This window comes from Pseudazoarcus sp. NS36 (assembly GCF_059703705.1).
Genome location: NZ_BAAKJA010000007.1, coordinates 93,670 through 110,147 on the forward strand (window position 1 = coordinate 93,670; position 16,478 = coordinate 110,147).

Genomic DNA, 16,478 nt, shown 5'->3' on the forward strand with positions numbered 1-16,478 from the left:
CCCGAGCGATTATTCGATGACTTTGGCCACGACACCGGCGCCGACGGTACGACCGCCTTCGCGAATGGCGAAACGCAGACCTTCTTCCATGGCGATCGGGGCGATCAGCTTCACCGTGATCGACACGTTGTCACCCGGCATCACCATCTCGGTGCCTTCGGGCAGCGTGATCGAACCGGTCACGTCCGTCGTACGGAAGTAGAACTGCGGGCGGTAGTTGGCGAAGAACGGGGTGTGACGACCACCCTCTTCCTTGCTCAGCACGTAGATCTCGCCCGTGAAGTGGGTGTGCGGGGTGATGGAACCCGGCTTGCACAGCACTTGACCACGTTCGACTTCTTCACGCTTGGTGCCGCGCAGCAGCACGCCGACGTTGTCGCCAGCCTGACCCTGGTCGAGCAGCTTGCGGAACATCTCGACGCCCGTGCAGGTGGTCTTCTGGGTGGCTTTGATGCCGACGATCTCGATTTCTTCGCCGACTTTGACGATGCCACGCTCGACACGACCGGTCACGACGGTGCCGCGGCCGGAGATGGAGAACACGTCTTCGATCGGCAGCAGGAACGGGCGGTCAATGGCGCGCTCCGGGGTCGGGATGTAGCTGTCGAGCGCTGCAGCCAGTTCGAAAATGGCCGGCTCGCCGATCGGCGACTGGTCGCCTTCGAGCGCTTTCAGGGCCGAACCCTTGACGATGGGGATGTCGTCGCCCGGGAAGTCGTACTTGGACAGAAGTTCGCGAACTTCCATTTCGACGAGCTCGAGCAGCTCTTCGTCGTCGACCATGTCGCACTTGTTCAGGAACACGATGATGTACGGCACACCGACCTGACGGGCCAGCAGGATGTGCTCGCGGGTCTGGGGCATCGGGCCGTCAGCGGCCGAGCACACCAGGATCGCGCCGTCCATCTGCGCAGCACCGGTAATCATGTTCTTGACGTAGTCAGCGTGACCCGGGCAGTCAACGTGTGCGTAGTGACGCGACTCGGTCTCGTACTCAACGTGTGCGGTGTTGATCGTGATACCACGTGCCTTCTCTTCCGGCGCGCTGTCGATCGACGCGTAATCCTTCGCTTCACCGCCGAACTTCTTCGACAGAATCGTCGTGATCGCAGCCGTCAGCGTCGTCTTGCCATGGTCAACGTGGCCAATCGTGCCTACGTTCACGTGCGGCTTCGTACGTTCAAACTTGCCCTTAGCCATGTCAACACCTCATGTACAAAATTCAGAATTAGCGGACCAACGCCGTGGCGATCCGACCGGATCGATAAAACCGTGGTGCCCTTGACGTGGATTGAACACGTGGCCTCTCCCTTACCAAGGGAGTGCTCTACCACTGAGCTACAAGGGCTCACTACTACCTAAACCAATAACGCCCGTTTGGAGCGGGTGAAGGGAATCGAACCCTCGTCGTAAGCTTGGAAGGCTTCTGCTCTACCATTGAGCTACACCCGCACACGACGCGGAAATCCGCATCACCTTGCGCCGAAAGCATCGCTGCCGGCAGCGCCAGAATCTGGTGGAGGGGGAAGGATTCGAACCTTCGAAGGCTGAGCCGTCAGATTTACAGTCTGATCCCGTTGACCGCTTGGGTACCCCTCCGGGCGACAAGCCGCGCACTATAGTGCCTCTCTGAAGCAATGTCAAACCCGAACCGACTTGTCGTTTATCCGCGCCGGACGCCCTTCTGCTAAGGTCTGCAGCTTCGCCCGCACAGCATCGCCAATGCCCTCTCCAACACGTGCCCACCGCCCCCTTCCGAGCTGGCTTGCAGCGCTGCTCGCACAGCTTGGCGGCACCTTGCTGGCATTCGCACTGGCGCGCAGCGGGGTGCTTGGCACACCCGCAGCCCTCGTCTTTGCACAGGCCGTTACGGCAGCCCTGCTATCCCTTCTAATGAAACGCGAGCGTTGGTGGGTGGGCATTCATCTGTGCTTCATGCCCCTGTTGCTCACCGTACTGTCGGCCAATATCGACCCGCTCTGGTATCTGGCGGTTTTCATATTGCTGCTCCTGGTCTTCTGGGGGACGCTCGGCACGCGTGTGCCGCTCTACCTCTCGGGCGGGGACGCCGTGGAAGCCGTCGACACGCTTCTGCCAACCGGGCGGTCATTGCAGGTACTCGACATCGGCTGCGGCACAGGGGCGATGCTGGTGCCGCTGGCACGCCGCCATCCGGAACACCGCTTCACGGGCATCGAAGCGGCTCCGCTGCCGTGGCTGATCGCGCGGATTGCCGCACGCCACTGCAGCAACCTGCACATCGAGCGAGGCGACTTCTTCGCCCACGACTGGAGCGCCTACGATGTGGTGTACGCCTTCCTGTCAACGCATCCGATGGCACGGGTCGAAGACAAGGCCCGCAATGAGTTCGGACCTCAGTCCCTGTTGATCAGCAAGGACTTCGTTGCACCGGGCCTGGTGGCCGAGCGGACTCTGGAACTCCCGTCCGGCGCCAGACTGTATTGCTACCGCCCCGGCGCGACCGCCGGCAGAACAGATTAACGGGACAATTCCACCGTTTTTCCGCAAATCGCCCGGCATCGCGCTCGGGATAATGCGCTGCATGGAGAACTGCATGCAGACAAAGGGGCAGCATGGCTGAAATCATCTGCGTCATCGGCAACAAGGGCGGCACCGGCAAGACCTCGATCTCGCACATGCTGTGCCAGGGGCTGGGCTTGCTGGACCAGCGCGCTGCCTGCGTACTGACCGACACCACGCGCGAACCACTCAATCCGGCCGGGCGGCGTTACGTCACCGCCGACGCCCGCACGCGCGAGTCGCTGACCAAGGTCGTCGACAAGCTGCGCACGCTGGAAAACTGGATCGGGGTCATCGACGGCGGCGGCAACCGCACCGAGATGGATCGCAAGCTGTATGCGATGTCGGACATCGTGCTGCTGCCGTTCCGCGAGTCGCACGAGGACATCCGCACGGTGGTGCGCGACCTGGAGATGCTCCCGCGCGCCTATGCCGTACCGTCGCAGTGGCCCACCAACGCCTGGCAACGCGAAGCGGCGGACCGCAACGTGCGCACGCTGATGCGCCCCTACCGCCACCGCATCCTGAACCCGGTCAACGCCCTGTCGGCCAGCAAACTGCTGCTGCAGAAAGACATCCCGGAACAGTTGCCGACAGCGCTGGCAAACGCATGCCGTGCGCTGGCGCGTCAGGTGCTGGAGGTACTGGAAATCGACGTACCGGACAGCGCCGGCTCACAACTGGCCGCCGTCAGCGAGCAGGACCGCATTGCTGCCGACGAAATGCCGTTGCGCATCGGCAACCGGCGCTGATCAGGCCCGCGCCGTGGAGCGCGACAAGGCCACCAGCGCCTGAGCGCGGTTGCGCACATTCATGGCACGAAAGATGGCCGACATGTGCACCTTCACCGTGCCCTCCGACAGCCCCAACAGATCGGCGATCTCGCGGTTGGTCTTGCCCTGGCCGAGCAGCTCGGCGACACGCGTCTGCGCCGTGGTCAGCCGGTAGCGCTGCTCCAGCGAACGATTGCCGCGACGCCCTTCATCCGGAGCATCCTGCGGCATGAAGTACACACCGCCATCCAGCACCGTTCGCACTGCCAGACGCAGCTCATCGCCCGAGCTGCTTTTGGACACGAAACCCGAAGCCCCGACCTTCATCGCCCGACGCAGCGTGGCGGCATCATCCAGCGCCGACACGACAATGGTCGGCATGTCCGGGTAGCGCTTGGCCAGCACCCCGAGCAGGGAAAAGCCGGACATATCCGGCAGCATCAGGTCGATCACGGCGAGATCCCAGTCGCTGCTCTCCGCGAGCAACTCCAGCGCCTCTTCCGAACCACGCGCCTCGACGCACAGCAACCCGGCCTCGAGACGGTTGAGCGTCTGCGCCATGGCTTCCCTGACGAGCGCGTGATCCTCGACGATCAGAACCCTGGTCACCTTGGTCTCTCTCCTGCGGATTGGCGTGCACCAAAATGTGGCAAGCATAGCACCCCGGTGCCGGCATACGCGTCGCAGACTGCGCCGAAACATTGCACAATCGGCGCATCACGCGGCCCGGGCGCCGCAACGGAGAACCGGACATGACGATCAACTGGGGCGTGCGGGCACGCGTGCTGCTCGTGGCAGTGCTGCCGATGCTGGTGGTCGCCCTGCTGCTGACGGTGTTCTACACCAGCTCCCGGCTGGCCGACATCGAAGAAGCCCACATCGCCCGCGGCAAGGCCTACGCCCGCCAACTCGTCGCCGCCAGCGAGTACGCCGTGTTCTCGGGCAACCACGACGCGTTGCAGAAGCTCACCGAGGCCAGCCTCGCCGAGGAAGGCATGACCGGCGTGATGATCATCGACCTGTTCGGTGAGACGCTTGCCCGCAGCGGCCGCCTGGACGCAACCCTGCCCGCCGAACAGGACTTGCGGCCCGAGTCGACCTACCTCGGCAACGCATTGACGATGCGCGTCATCGAACCGATCTACGCCAGCCAGGCCTCGCTCGGCATCGAGTTCAACGACGACGCTTTTCGCGCCGACACCAATGTGGTCACCCCGATTCTCGGCAACGTCATCGTCGACCTCGGTCGCGACGCCGTCGAGGCCAAGCGGCGCGACCTGCTGCGCACCGGCATGCTGACCGTGTTCGCGGCCCTGCTCGGCACGCTGGTACTGGCCACTTCAATGAGCCGAGGCGTATCCGGCCCGATCCGCCGCATCGCCGCCGCCGTCTCGCGCATCGGCAAGGGACAGTTCGACGAGCGCGTGCCGCTGGTCGGCGGGGGAAGTCTGCTCATGCTCGCCGAAGGCGTGAACCAGATGGCCGCCGAACTGGCCGGCATGCATGCGCAGATGAGCGCGCGCATCAACGAAGCAACCGCCGAACTGCGTACCCGCAAGGATGAAGCCGAAAGCGCCAACACCGCCAAATCACGCTTTCTGGCAGCCGCCAGCCATGACCTGCGTCAGCCCATGCACGCCCTGGGGCTGTTCATCTCGGAACTGTCGCAGTGCCGCCTCGACGCCCCCGCCCGGCGCCTGCTGTCCAAAGTCTCAGCCTCCGCCGAGGCCATGGAAGACCTGCTCGACAGCCTGCTCGACATCTCGCGGCTCGACGCAGGCGTGCTCGAACCCAATGTACGCGCGTTCCCGCTGCAGCCCATTCTCGAACGCATTGCAGCCACCCAGCGCAGTGCAGCGATCGAGAACCGGGTGCATCTGCGCATCCGCCCCACCTGGGCCTGGTGTGTCAGCGATCCGGTGCTGTTCGAGCGTGTGCTGGGCAACCTCGTCAGCAATGCCGTGCGTTACTCACCGGGCGGCCGGGTGCTGGTCGTGTGCCGCCAGCGCGGTCAGCGCTGGCGCATCGAGGTGCGCGACAACGGCATCGGCATCCCGCAACAGGCGCAGGAGAGCATCTTCCAGGAATTCGTTCAGCTGCAGAACCCGGAACGCGCGCGCGACAAGGGCCTCGGCCTGGGGCTGGCCATCGTGCGGCGCCTGACCGACATGCTCGGTCATCCGCTGGAACTGCGTTCGGCGCCGGGGCAAGGATCGGCCTTCGCCGTCACCCTTCCCGCGGGCAAGGTCGAAGACGTGGACACTCGCGAAGAAGAAGCCCGCGAGCCCGGCGATCTGGGCGGCCTGTGCCTCGCCATCATCGACGATGATCCGCTGGTTCTGACGGCCATGGAAAGCCTGCTCGGCTCGTGGGGATGCGACGTTGTCGCAGCAGCCGACCTGCACGGTGCGCTGGAACGCTTCGATGCGCTGGGCAAATCGCCGCAGGCCATCATCAGCGATCATCGACTTGCACGCGGAACCACCGGCACCGAGGTCATTCGCGCGCTGCGCCAGCGTTTCGGCGACGATCTACCCGCAGCGCTGGTCACCGGCGACACCGGCCCCGACGCCCTCGGCATGGCCGAACGCGAAGGCTACCCGGTGCTGCACAAGCCGCTGCGGCCAGCACGACTGCGCGCATTGCTCAACCGTTTCGCGGCACACTGCGACTGAACCGCCAGGAGGTCACGATGAGCGACAAGAACACCGAAGGGCCGGACCCGCTCGAAATGCTTCGCCAGATGTGGAGCGCGGCCGGCGTACCGCTGCCCGGCATGATCGCGCCGACCATGGATATCGACGATCTGGACAAGCGCATCAAGGATCTGCGCACGGTCGAAAACTGGCTGCAGATGAACCTCAACATGCTCCAGGCCACCATTCAGGGGCTGGAAGTGCAGCGCTCGACCATCGCCGCGCTGAAGGCCATGAGCGAACAGGCCGCATCCGGCAAGCCGGCGGGCAGTGAAGCCCCGCCCAACCCGTTCGCGCAGATGTGGCCGTGGAACATGGCTGCACCGGAAGCGCCGAAGCCCCCTACGGAAACGCCAAAGAAAAAGCCCTAAAGCAGCGCCAGCCAGACAGTCAGCGTCGGCATCGCCAACACTGTGGTGGCCGAAATCAGCCATGCCACGCCGGGGCCGTCACCGCCCATGCGCATGGCCAGAATGTAGGCCGAGCTGGCCGTAGGCATGGCCGCGTACAGCACCAGCAGATCGAAGGCGATGCCCTCCAGCCCCACCACACGCCCCAGCCCCCAGGCGATGGCCGGCAGCAGCGCAAGCTTGACGGTCACGATCCACGACGAACCCAGCACATTGCCGCCGGCCGAACCCCAGCGCAGCGCCGCACCCACCGCCAACAGCCCGAGCGCCACCGCGGCGTCGCCCAGTCGCGTCAGGAAAGCATTCGCCGGCTGTGGCAGCTCGCCGCCGGACAGATTGAAGGCCATGCCGGCCAGCGTCGCCAGCACCAGCGGATTGCGCACCAGCTCGCGCACCAGCCCGCCCTGCCCGTGGCGCGCCAGCATACCCACCGCCATGATGTTGGCGAACGGCACCATCATCCCGCACAGCGCACCCATCAACGCCACGCCCTGCGCGCCGTGCAGCTGACCCGCCACGGCAATCGCGATATAGGTATTGAAACGATAGGAGCACTGCAGGCGCGAGGCGAAACTGATGCCCGACAAGCCCATCAACGGCCGCCCGACCAGCCCCAGCACGAAGCCGATGAACATCACGGCCAGACCCGTGGCGACCAGCGGCAGGGTGTTGTCGAGGTCGATGGACACCGACGTCAGCGCGCGGAACAACATCGCCGGGAACAGCACGAAATACACCAGCCGCTCGACGCCGGTCCAGAAACCGGTGTCGGTGATCATCCAGCGGCGCAGCAACACGCCCAGCAGGATCAGGGAGAAGTCAGGAAGAAGCGTCAGCAGACTTTGCATGGGGCGCAAGGATAGCGTTTTGTGCAGCGCAAACCCACCGGGGTCGACCGCAACACGCCGCAGCGTGACAATGCGGCTTCACCCGTTCGCTGGCGAGATGAAGACATGAGCACACGCCCCTTCCGCATCCTCGGCATCCAGCAGATCGCCATCGGCGGCCCGGACAAGCAGCGCCTGGCCAGGCTGTGGGTCGATCTGCTCGGTCTGGAACGCACCGGCAGCTTCGTCAGCGAACGCGAGAACGTCGACGAGGACATCTGCGCCATCGGCCGAGGCCCCATGCGCGTCGAGGTCGACCTGATGCAGCCGCTCGACCCCAACGCCAAACCGGCCGTGCAGGCCACCCCGCTCAACCACGTCGGCCTGTGGGTGGATGACCTGCACGCGGCCGTCGAATGGCTCAGCACCCAGGGCCTGCGCTTCGCCCCCGGTGGCATCCGCACCGGGGCTGCCGGCCACGACATCGTGTTCGTGCACCCCAAGGCCAATGATGAATTCCCGATCGGCGGCGAAGGTGTGCTGATCGAACTGGTGCAGGCCCCGCCCGACGTCATCGACGCCTACGCCACGCTGGCCGCACATTCACGGCCGCTGGGCGAGACGCTGTAGGCGAGCGCAGACCAAAAAAAAGCCCGCCATCGGCGGGCTTTTTCCTTCGGCAGCTCGGTCAGCTCACGGCCGCGAGCTTGTGCTCACGCATCGCCGCGTACTCGTCCTGCCAGAACCACTTTTCCTCGAAAGCGGGCTGCAGGCCATCGAGCCAGGTGGCGTGTTCGTCGTATTTCGCGAAGAACGGGCGCTGCACCCAGTCCGGGTTGCGCGCCTGGATGAAACGCAGCACAAAAACCTTCTCGCCGGCAATCTCGGCCACGCCCTGGATTTCGACCTTGCCGGGGCTGGCACTCATGCTCGGACCACGCGCAGTACGCGACAGGCCGGACACATGCTGCATGGCTTCGCGATAGATCTGCCAAGCACGCACCAGTGGCACCTCGAAGTAGGCGCTGGCGCCGGTATCGCGCTCGACGAACAGGTAGTACGGCACGATGCCGAGCTTGACCTGGGTCTTCCACATGCGCGCCCACACGGCCGGGTCGTCGTTGATGTGCGCAATCAGCGGCCCCTGCGCGCGGATTACCGCGCCGGTCGAGCGGATGCGGCGGATTGCCGCCTGCGCAGCCTCCGGCTCCAGCTCCTTCCAGTGGTTGTAGTGCGCCATGATGGCGACCTGCTTGCCGGCCTCGACCAGACGCTCGAGCAGGCGGATCAGGTCATCTGCGTCCGGCGCACCAAGGAAGCGGTGCGGCCAGAAGGTCAGCGCCTTGGTGCCGATGCGCACGGTCTGGATGTGATCGAACTCGGGCTGCAGCAAGGGCTCGAGGTAGCCCGCGAGGTTCGAGGTCTTCATCACCATCGGGTCACCGCCGGTGATCAGCACGTCGCTCACTTCCGGATGGGCGCGCAGGTAGTCGTGCAGCTGCGAGGCCTCGGAACTGGCGATGCGCAGCTCCTTGTCGCCGACGAACTGCGCCCAGCGGAAACAGAAGCTGCAATAGCTGTGACAGGTCTGCCCCTGGCTCGGGAAGAACAGCACCGTCTCGCGGTACTTGTGCTGCAGGCCGTCAAGGCGGTTGCCGTCGGCATCCAGCGGCATGTTCATGGCCATCTGATCGGCCGGGTGCGGGTTCAGCTCGTGCCGCACCGCATCAATGGCGGCATTCAGCTCGGCCTTGTCAGCGCCGGCGCGCAGCAGATCGGCGATACGCGCGTAGTGCGCCTCCGACAGCATTCCGCGTTGCGGGAAGACGAGCTGGTAAATCGGGTCGGCCGGGATGTTGCTCCAGTCGATCAGTTCGTCGATGACGTACTGGTTCACGCGGAACGGCAGCACCGACGAGACCACCTTCATCTCGAAGCGCTGCGCTTCGGTCAGGCTCTGCAGCGGCGCGATGCGATCCAGATCGCGCTGCGTGAAGACCTTGAAGGGTACGGTTTCCTGAAAGCCGCTGGGCGGCGGTGCGACGCGTCGCACCAGGGGCGAGACCACGGCGGTCATAGGTAACTCTCCTTTCATTGCGCCGTCCCTTGGTCCTCTCCACCGCAACCGCGGCAGGGATGGACAACAATAAGAAGGGACGAACGGCGGCTACTGCACGGATGGCGACCCTGCGGCGGGTCGGGCAGCAACACTGCGTGAAGCCGGCAAAAGTGCCGGAACGCGTCAACGGGAGACGGATGGTATGCGATGAATAATGTTTGCGCAAATCGTATGTAGCGCAATGAAAAGGCCTTGCCCGATGCCATCCGGGCAAGGCCTTGAGGCTTGCGGCAATGCGGCGCGTGTCAGTCGAATTCGATGATCAGGTCGTCCACCGCCAGGCTCGCACCGGCCTGCGCATGGATGCGTCTCACACGGCCGTCGCGCTCGGCGCGCAGCACGTTTTCCATTTTCATGGCTTCGATCACGGCCACCTTCTCGCCGCTCTTGACCTCCTGCCCCTCGGCCACCAGCACCTCACGCAGCAAGCCCGGCATCGGCGAGAGCACCATGCCCGAGAGGTCCGGCGCCTGCTTGACCGGCATGCGCGCCAGCATGGCCGCCGCACGCGCACTCATCACCATGGCCTCGACCTGCAGGCCGAAGTGGGTGATGACATAGCGCAGGCCGCGACGCTCGACCTGCATGCACACCTCGACGCCATCGATGCGCCCGCAGAACAGCGGATCGCTCAAGCCCCAGCCGGACTCCACGCGCAGGCGGCGCGCCCCTTCGCGCACGATCAGCGCGTCGTCGTCGGGCTCGACCGCAAGCCGGTGCTCATGCACGCCCACCACCACCGACCAGTCCCGCGGCGGCGCGTAGGCCGCGCCATCCATCTGCCCGCTGATGGCGGCGTCGCGCTGCGCACGGCGCCAGTGCGCGAACATGGCCACCGCTGCGAGCAGCAGCGGATCGTCGTGCGGCACTTCGGCGGCATCGAAGCCGTCCGGGTATTCCTCCGCGATGAATCCGGTGTTGAACGCCCCGGAGCCGAAGCGCGGGTGCTGCAGCAGCGCGGCCTGGAACGGGATGTTGGACGAGATACCGCGGATCACGAAGGCGTTGAGCGCATCACGCATGCGGGTGATGGCTTCCGCGCGGTCGCGCCCGTGCACGATCAGCTTGGCAATCATCGAGTCGTAGAACATCGGAATCTCGCCGCCCTCGTACACGCCGGTATCGACGCGCACTGCACCCGGCACCTCCGCCGGCGGGCGGAATTTCACGAGCCGCCCGGTCGAAGGCAGGAAGCCGCGGAACGGGTCTTCGGCGTTGATGCGGCACTCGATGGCCCAGCCGTCCAGACGCACATCGGTCTGACCGAACGACAGTTTCTCGCCCGCCGCGACACGGATCATCTGCTCGACCAGGTCCAGCCCCGTGACGAACTCGGTGACCGGATGCTCGACCTGCAGGCGGGTATTCATTTCCAGAAAATAGAAGGACTTGTCCGCGCCGACGACAAACTCCACCGTACCGGCCGACTGATAGCCCACGGCCTTGGCCAGCGCTACGGCCTGCTCGCCCATGGCTTTACGAGTGGCGGCGTCGAGGAAGGGGCTGGGTGCTTCCTCGATGACCTTCTGGTGACGGCGCTGGATCGAGCATTCGCGCTCGTTCAGATACACCACGTTGCCGTGCGCGTCGCCCAGCACCTGGATCTCGATGTGGCGCGGCTCGACGACGAATTTCTCGATAAACACCCGATCGTCACCAAAGGCATTGGCCGCTTCCGAACGGCACGACGCAAAGCCCTCAGACGCCTCCTCGTCGTTGAAGGCCACGCGCAGGCCCTTGCCTCCACCGCCGGCCGAGGCCTTGATCATCACCGGGTAGCCGATGTCGCGCGCAATCTCGACTGCGCGCTCGGGCGACTCGATGGCGTCATTCCAGCCCGGAATGGTGTTCACGCCGGCCTTGTCCGCCAGCTTCTTGGACGCGATCTTGTCGCCCATCGCGGCAATCGCCGCATGCTTGGGCCCGATGAAGACGATGCCGGCTTCTTCGAGCCGGCGCGCGAACGCCTCGTTCTCCGACAGAAAACCGTAGCCCGGATGCACGGCCTCGGCGCCGGTCTCGCGGCAGGCCTCAATGAGGTTGTCCATCATCAGATACGACTGTTTGGACGGTGCCGGACCGATGCACACGGCCTCATCCGCCAGCTCGACATGCAGCGCAGCGGCGTCGGCCTCGGAATACACGGCGACGGTCGCGATGCCCATGCGGCGCGCGGTCTTGATGACCCGGCAGGCGATTTCGCAGCGGTTTGCGATCAGGATTTTCTTGAACATTCGCCAACCTCAATTCGAAGTGAAGTCTCTGAGCGATCCGGCGCGCGCAGGGCAAGGCGGCGACGCAGGCTGCGACGAGACAGTACGCCAGTACGGCGAGGAGCAGACGAGGAAGCCAACGCCGCCATGCGTGATGCCGGGTCGTTCAGAGAGGCATGTTCCCGTGCTTGCGCCACGGGTTGTCCAACTGTTTGTTCTTCAGCATCGCGAGCGAACGGCACACGCGCTTGCGCGTCTCGTGCGGCATGATCACGTCGTCGATGAAGCCACGGCTACCGGCCACAAAGGGGTTGGCGAAGCGCGCCTTGTATTCCGCCTCGCGCGCCGCGATCTTGTCGGCGTCGTCCTTCTCTCCGCGGAAGATGATCTCGACCGCGCCTTTCGGCCCCATCACCGCGATCTCGGCCGTCGGCCAGGCGAGGTTCACGTCGCCGCGCAGATGCTTGGAGCTCATCACGTCGTAGGCGCCGCCATAGGCCTTGCGCGTGATCACGGTGACCTTGGGCACGGTGCATTCGGCGTAGGCGTACAGCAGCTTGGCGCCGTGCTTGATGATGCCTCCGTATTCCTGCGCGGTGCCGGGCATGAAGCCGGGCACGTCGACGAAAGTCACCACCGGGATGTTGAAGGCATCGCAGAAGCGCACGAAGCGCGCGGCCTTGATCGAACTCTTGATGTCGAGGCAGCCCGCCAGCACCAGCGGCTGGTTGGCGACGATGCCCACCGTCGAACCGCCCATACGCGCCAGACCGATCACGATGTTCCTGGCGTAATCCGGCTGCAGCTCGAAGAAGTCGCCGTCGTCCACGATCTTGGCGATCAGCTCCTTCATGTCGTAGGGCTGGTTGGGGTTGGCCGGCACCAGCGTATCGAGCGACTCGTCGCAGCGATCAGCCGCGTCGGTGAGCGGCATTGTGGGCGGCGCCTCGCGGTTGCTGGCGGGCAGGAAATCGATCAGGCGCCGCGTCATCAGCAGCGCCTCGACATCGTTGTCGAAGGCCAGATCCGCCACGCCGGACTTGCTGGTGTGCGTGCCGGCACCGCCCAGTTCCTCGGCGGTGACTTCCTCGTGCGTGACGGTGCGCACCACCTCCGGTCCGGTCACGAACATGTAGGACGAGTCGCGCACCATGAAGATGAAGTCCGTCATCGCCGGGCTGTACACCGCCCCGCCTGCGCACGGCCCCATGATCAGCGAGATTTGCGGGATCACGCCGGAGGCGAGCACATTGCGCTGGAACACGTCGGCGTAGCCGCCAAGCGAATCCACCCCTTCCTGGATGCGCGCGCCGCCCGAATCGTTGAGCCCGATCACCGGCGCGCCGACCTTCATGGCGTGGTCCATCAGCTTGCAGATTTTCTCGGCGTGGGTCTCGGACAGCGAACCGCCGAACACCGTGAAATCCTGCGAGAACACGAACACCAGCCGACCATTGACGGTGCCGTAGCCGGTCACCACGCCGTCGCCGGGAATGGTCTGGCCCGCCATGCCGAAGTCGGTGCAGCGGTGCTCCTTGAACATGTCCCACTCTTCGAAGCTGCCCTCGTCGAGCAGCAGTTCGATGCGCTCGCGCGCGGTGAGCTTGCCCTTGGTGTGCTGCGCGGCGATACGTGTCGCCCCGCCCCCCTGCCGCGCGCGTTCGCGCTTCTCTTCGAGTTGCCGGATGATTTCCTGCATCTTCCCCTCCCCCGGATCAGATGTTGTCGAGGTGCCCGAGCAATCGGGCCGCCGCGGCAGCCGGTGTGACCTGTCCCTGCTCCACCTCGGCCTGCAGGCCGGGCAGTTCTTCTGCAACGTGCGCATTCGCACGGAAACGCGCGCGCAATTCGTGATCGATGAGTTCCCACATCCAGGCCCCGGCCTGACGGCGGCGGCGGGCGTCGAAGGCGCCGTTGGCGACCATCGTGTCGCGGAACTTCAGTACCGTGTTCCAGAGGGTAGCTATGCCCTCGGCCTTGAGCGCGGAGACCGGAATCACCGGCGGCGTCCACTCGGGGTGGGTGTGGCGCACCATCGAAATCGCGCCCTGCATCTGCGCCTGCGCGCGCCGGGTCGCTAGCGGGTCAATGTCGGCTTTGTTGATGGCCACCAGATCGGCGATCTCGACGATGCCCTTCTTCATGCCCTGCAGGTCGTCGCCGGCATTGGGCAGTTGGAGCAGGCAGAAGATGTCGGTCATGCCGGCCACGGCGATCTCGCTCTGGCCGACGCCGACGGTCTCGACCAGCACCACGTCGAAACCGGCGGCCTCGCACACCAGCATGGCCTCGCGCGTGCGGTGGGCCACGCCGCCCAATGCGCCGGCAGCAGGGCTGGGGCGGATGAAGGCTTCCGTGCGGCGCGACAGCAGTTCCATGCGCGTCTTGTCGCCGAGGATGGAGCCGCCATGCACCGAAGACGATGGATCAACCGCCAGCACCGCGACGCGATGACCCTGTTCGATCAGGTACAGGCCCAGCGCCTCGACGAAGGTGGACTTGCCTACGCCCGGTACGCCGGAGAGCCCGACGCGCAAAGCCTTGCCGGTGTCCGGCAGCAAAGTCTCGACCAGCGCGCGTGCCTGCTCGCGATGGTCGGTTCGGGTCGATTCGACCAGCGTGATGGCTTTCGCCAGCGCGCGGCGCTGACCTGCGCGCACGCCTTCGGCGATTGCCAGGCTGGAGTCGGTCGGGGAAATCACGTTCAGCCTTGGGCCAAGGCCTTGCGGATCTGCTTGAGCACTTCGCGCGCGGCATCCGGAATCGGCGTGCCCGGCCCGAAGATGCCGCTGGCGCCCGCGTCATACAGCATCTGGTAATCCTGCTGCGGGATCACGCCACCGACGAAGACAATAATGTCGTCCGCTTCCTCGGCGCGCAGCGCCTTGACCAGCTCCGGTACCAGCGTGCGGTGCGCGGCCGCCAGCGTGGAGATGCCGACGGCGTGCACGTCGTTCTCGACGGCGTGGCGCGCGGCTTCCTCGGGCGTCTGGAAAAGCGGGCCGATGTCCACGTCGAAGCCCAGATCGGCGAAGGCCGAGGCCACCACCTTGGCGCCGCGGTCGTGGCCGTCCTGGCCGAGCTTGGCGATCATGATGCGCGGCCGGCGGCCGAAGTCGGCCACGAAGGCGTCGATGTCGTTCTGCAGCACCTGCCAGCCCTCCTCGTTCTCGACGACCTTGCCATACACGCCGGACACGGTGTGCGTGTCGGCGCGGTAGCGGCCCCACACCGCCTCCAGCGCATCAGAAATTTCGCCCACCGTGGCACGTGCGCGTACGGCGGCGACCGACAGTTCCAGCAGATTACCCGAGCCGCCTTTGGCGCATTCGGTCAGCGCGGCCAGGGCGCGCTCGACCGCGCCGGTGTCGCGCGTGGCCCGAATCTTCTGCAGTCGCGCAACCTGCGATTCACGCACTGCGTGGTTGTCGATGTCGAGGAAGTCGATTGAATCCTCTTTTTCCAGCTTGTACTTGTTCACGCCGACGATGACGTCCTTGCCCGAATCGATGCGCGCCTGCTTCTCGGCCGCGCACTCCTCGATCTTGAGCTTGGCCCAGCCCGATTCGACGGCCTTGGTCATGCCGCCCATGGCCTCGACTTCCTCGATGATGGCCCAGGCCTGATCGGCCATGTCCTGCGTGAGCTTTTCCATCATGTAGGAACCGGCCCAGGGATCGACCACGTTGGTGATGTGCGTCTCCTCCTGGATCACCAGCTGGGTGTTACGTGCAATGCGCGCCGAGAAGTCGGTCGGCAGCGCGATGGCTTCATCCAGCGCATTGGTATGCAGGCTCTGCGTGCCGCCGAACACCGCGGCCATGGCCTCGATGGTGGTGCGCACGACGTTGTTGTACGGGTCCTGCTCGGTCAGCGACCAGCCCGAGGTCTGGCAGTGCGTGCGCAGCATCAGCGAGCGCGGATTCTTCGGCCCGAACTCCTTCATGATGCGCCACCACAGCAGGCGCGCGGCACGCAGCTTGGCCACTTCCAGATAGAAGTTCATGCCGATGGCGAAGAAGAACGACAGCCGCCCGGCGAAGTCGTCCACGTCCAGCCCGCTACCCAGTGCGGTGCGCACGTACTCGCGCCCGTCGGCCAGCGTGAAGGCCAATTCGAGGGCCTGCGTCGCGCCCGCTTCCTGCATGTGGTAGCCGGAGATCGAGATGGAGTTGAACTTCGGCATGTTGCGCGCGGTGTAGCCGATGATGTCGGCGATGATCTTCATCGACGGCGCGGGCGGGTAGATGTAGGTGTTGCGGACCATGAACTCCTTGAGGATGTCGTTCTGGATGGTCCCCGAAAGCTGGTCCTGCGACACGCCCTGTTCCTCGGCCGCCACCACGTAGCCCGCCAGCACCGGCAGCACACCGCCGTTCATGGTCATCGACACCGACACCTTGTCGAGCGGAATGCCGTCGAACAGGATCTTCATGTCCTCGACCGAATCGATCGCCACGCCGGCCTTGCCCACATCGCCTACCACGCGCGGGTTGTCCGAGTCATAACCACGATGCGTGGCCAGATCGAAAGCCACCGACACACCCTGCCCGCCGGCCGCCAGCGCCTTGCGGTAGAACGCGTTCGACGCCTCCGCCGTGGAGAAGCCGGCGTACTGGCGGATGGTCCACGGCCGCACCGCGTACATGGTCGGCTGCGGCCCGCGCACGAAGGGCTCGAAGCCCGGCAGCGTGTCGGCAAACGGCAGACCCTGCACATCGGCTGCGGTGTACAGCGGCTTGACGCGGATGCCCTCCGGCGTGACCCAGTCGAGCCGGCTGACGTCGCCTTCGGGCGCGTGACGGGAAGCGGCCTTGCTCCAGGCGCCCAGATCGGACGGCGGCACGGGCGGAAAAGCGGATTGCGACATCGTGAACCTCGTGTGGCGATTGCGGCAGA

Annotated in this window: 13 protein-coding genes and 3 tRNA genes; 5 read left to right on the top strand and 11 right to left on the bottom strand. The window is 65.3% G+C overall.

Features of this window, described 5'->3' with window-relative positions:
• Positions 1–9: 9 nt before the first annotated feature.
• From tuf to AC6H0R_RS12320, 4 genes are all read right to left on the bottom strand, one after another.
• Positions 10–1,200, bottom strand: coding sequence for an elongation factor Tu (tuf, locus tag AC6H0R_RS12305; protein ID WP_497581650.1), 1,191 nt, complete (start codon positions 1,198–1,200; stop codon positions 10–12).
• A 73-nt stretch (positions 1,201–1,273) separates the two neighbouring features.
• Positions 1,274–1,348: transfer RNA gene (locus tag AC6H0R_RS12310), tRNA-Thr, on the bottom strand.
• A 30-nt stretch (positions 1,349–1,378) separates the two neighbouring features.
• A tRNA-Gly gene (locus AC6H0R_RS12315) sits at positions 1,379–1,452 on the bottom strand.
• A 62-nt stretch (positions 1,453–1,514) separates the two neighbouring features.
• Positions 1,515–1,599 (bottom strand) — tRNA-Tyr (locus tag AC6H0R_RS12320).
• A gap of 123 nt (positions 1,600–1,722) precedes the next feature.
• Between AC6H0R_RS12320 and AC6H0R_RS12325 the strand changes: the two genes are divergently transcribed.
• Both AC6H0R_RS12325 and AC6H0R_RS12330 read left to right on the top strand, forming a co-directional pair.
• A complete protein-coding gene (locus AC6H0R_RS12325; RefSeq protein ID WP_497581651.1) occupies positions 1,723–2,502 on the top strand; it encodes a class I SAM-dependent methyltransferase in 780 nt (259 codons plus the stop codon).
• Between the two features lie 92 nt (positions 2,503–2,594).
• Positions 2,595–3,293: a hypothetical protein gene (locus AC6H0R_RS12330; protein WP_497581652.1), complete on the top strand. Its 699-nt coding sequence runs from the start codon at positions 2,595–2,597 to the stop codon at positions 3,291–3,293.
• Here AC6H0R_RS12330 and AC6H0R_RS12335 read toward each other — a convergent pair whose 3' ends face one another.
• Positions 3,294–3,923, bottom strand: coding sequence for a response regulator transcription factor (locus AC6H0R_RS12335; protein ID WP_497581653.1), 630 nt, complete (start codon positions 3,921–3,923; stop codon positions 3,294–3,296). It abuts the gene before it with no gap.
• Between the two features lie 143 nt (positions 3,924–4,066).
• Here AC6H0R_RS12335 and AC6H0R_RS12340 point away from each other — a divergent pair, with 143 nt between their 5' ends.
• Entirely contained in the window at positions 4,067–5,989 is a 1,923-nt protein-coding gene (locus tag AC6H0R_RS12340) for an ATP-binding protein (protein WP_497581654.1), read from the top strand.
• Positions 5,990–6,006: 17 nt separating this feature from the next.
• Entirely contained in the window at positions 6,007–6,381 is a 375-nt protein-coding gene (locus AC6H0R_RS12345; protein ID WP_497581655.1) for a PhaM family polyhydroxyalkanoate granule multifunctional regulatory protein, read from the top strand.
• On the opposite strand, the gene AC6H0R_RS12350 is transcribed toward AC6H0R_RS12345, so the two are convergent.
• Positions 6,378–7,268 carry an AEC family transporter gene (locus AC6H0R_RS12350; RefSeq protein ID WP_497581656.1) on the bottom strand — a complete coding sequence of 297 codons (891 nt, stop codon included), beginning with the start codon at positions 7,266–7,268 and terminating at the stop codon, positions 6,378–6,380. The genes AC6H0R_RS12345 and AC6H0R_RS12350 overlap by 4 nt on opposite strands.
• A 105-nt stretch (positions 7,269–7,373) precedes the next feature.
• Between AC6H0R_RS12350 and AC6H0R_RS12355 the strand changes: the two genes are divergently transcribed.
• Positions 7,374–7,877: a VOC family protein gene (locus AC6H0R_RS12355; protein ID WP_497581657.1), complete on the top strand. Its 504-nt coding sequence runs from the start codon at positions 7,374–7,376 to the stop codon at positions 7,875–7,877.
• Positions 7,878–7,935: 58 nt separating this feature from the next.
• Here AC6H0R_RS12355 and AC6H0R_RS12360 read toward each other — a convergent pair whose 3' ends face one another.
• The 5 genes from AC6H0R_RS12360 to scpA form a co-directional block, all read right to left on the bottom strand.
• Complete coding sequence (locus AC6H0R_RS12360; RefSeq protein WP_497581658.1) at positions 7,936–9,324, bottom strand: KamA family radical SAM protein; 1,389 nt, start codon at positions 9,322–9,324, stop codon at positions 7,936–7,938.
• Positions 9,325–9,611: 287 nt separating this feature from the next.
• The gene (gene accC / locus AC6H0R_RS12365; protein WP_497581659.1) at positions 9,612–11,600 is read right to left on the bottom strand and encodes an acetyl-CoA carboxylase biotin carboxylase subunit; all 1,989 of its coding nucleotides are present in this window, start codon (positions 11,598–11,600) and stop codon (positions 9,612–9,614) included.
• A gap of 145 nt (positions 11,601–11,745) precedes the next feature.
• On the bottom strand, positions 11,746–13,278 hold the full coding sequence (locus tag AC6H0R_RS12370) for an acyl-CoA carboxylase subunit beta (protein ID WP_497581660.1): 1,533 nt from the start codon (positions 13,276–13,278) through the stop codon (positions 11,746–11,748).
• Positions 13,279–13,294: 16 nt separating this feature from the next.
• Complete coding sequence (meaB, locus tag AC6H0R_RS12375; RefSeq protein WP_497581661.1) at positions 13,295–14,281, bottom strand: methylmalonyl Co-A mutase-associated GTPase MeaB; 987 nt, start codon at positions 14,279–14,281, stop codon at positions 13,295–13,297.
• 2 nt (positions 14,282–14,283) lie between these two features.
• Positions 14,284–16,449 (bottom strand): methylmalonyl-CoA mutase, encoded by a 2,166-nt coding sequence (scpA, locus tag AC6H0R_RS12380; RefSeq protein ID WP_497581662.1) that lies wholly within the window; start codon positions 16,447–16,449, stop codon positions 14,284–14,286.
• Between the last annotated feature and the right edge of the window lie 29 nt (positions 16,450–16,478).

Excerpts from the sequence above, each read along its gene's own strand:
- tuf (WP_497581650.1), bottom strand. The coding sequence starts at position 1,200 with ATGGCTAAGGGCAAGTTTGAACGTACGAAGCCGCACGTGAACGTAGGC.
- AC6H0R_RS12325 (WP_497581651.1), top strand. The coding sequence starts at position 1,723 with ATGCCCTCTCCAACACGTGCCCACCGCCCCCTTCCGAGCTGGCTTGCA.
- AC6H0R_RS12330 (WP_497581652.1), top strand. The coding sequence starts at position 2,595 with ATGGCTGAAATCATCTGCGTCATCGGCAACAAGGGCGGCACCGGCAAG.
- AC6H0R_RS12340 (WP_497581654.1), top strand. The coding sequence starts at position 4,067 with ATGACGATCAACTGGGGCGTGCGGGCACGCGTGCTGCTCGTGGCAGTG.
- AC6H0R_RS12345 (WP_497581655.1), top strand. The coding sequence starts at position 6,007 with ATGAGCGACAAGAACACCGAAGGGCCGGACCCGCTCGAAATGCTTCGC.
- AC6H0R_RS12350 (WP_497581656.1), bottom strand. The coding sequence starts at position 7,268 with ATGCAAAGTCTGCTGACGCTTCTTCCTGACTTCTCCCTGATCCTGCTG.
- AC6H0R_RS12355 (WP_497581657.1), top strand. The coding sequence starts at position 7,374 with ATGAGCACACGCCCCTTCCGCATCCTCGGCATCCAGCAGATCGCCATC.
- AC6H0R_RS12360 (WP_497581658.1), bottom strand. The coding sequence starts at position 9,324 with ATGACCGCCGTGGTCTCGCCCCTGGTGCGACGCGTCGCACCGCCGCCC.
- accC (WP_497581659.1), bottom strand. The coding sequence starts at position 11,600 with ATGTTCAAGAAAATCCTGATCGCAAACCGCTGCGAAATCGCCTGCCGG.
- AC6H0R_RS12370 (WP_497581660.1), bottom strand. The coding sequence starts at position 13,278 with ATGCAGGAAATCATCCGGCAACTCGAAGAGAAGCGCGAACGCGCGCGG.
- scpA (WP_497581662.1), bottom strand. The coding sequence starts at position 16,449 with ATGTCGCAATCCGCTTTTCCGCCCGTGCCGCCGTCCGATCTGGGCGCC.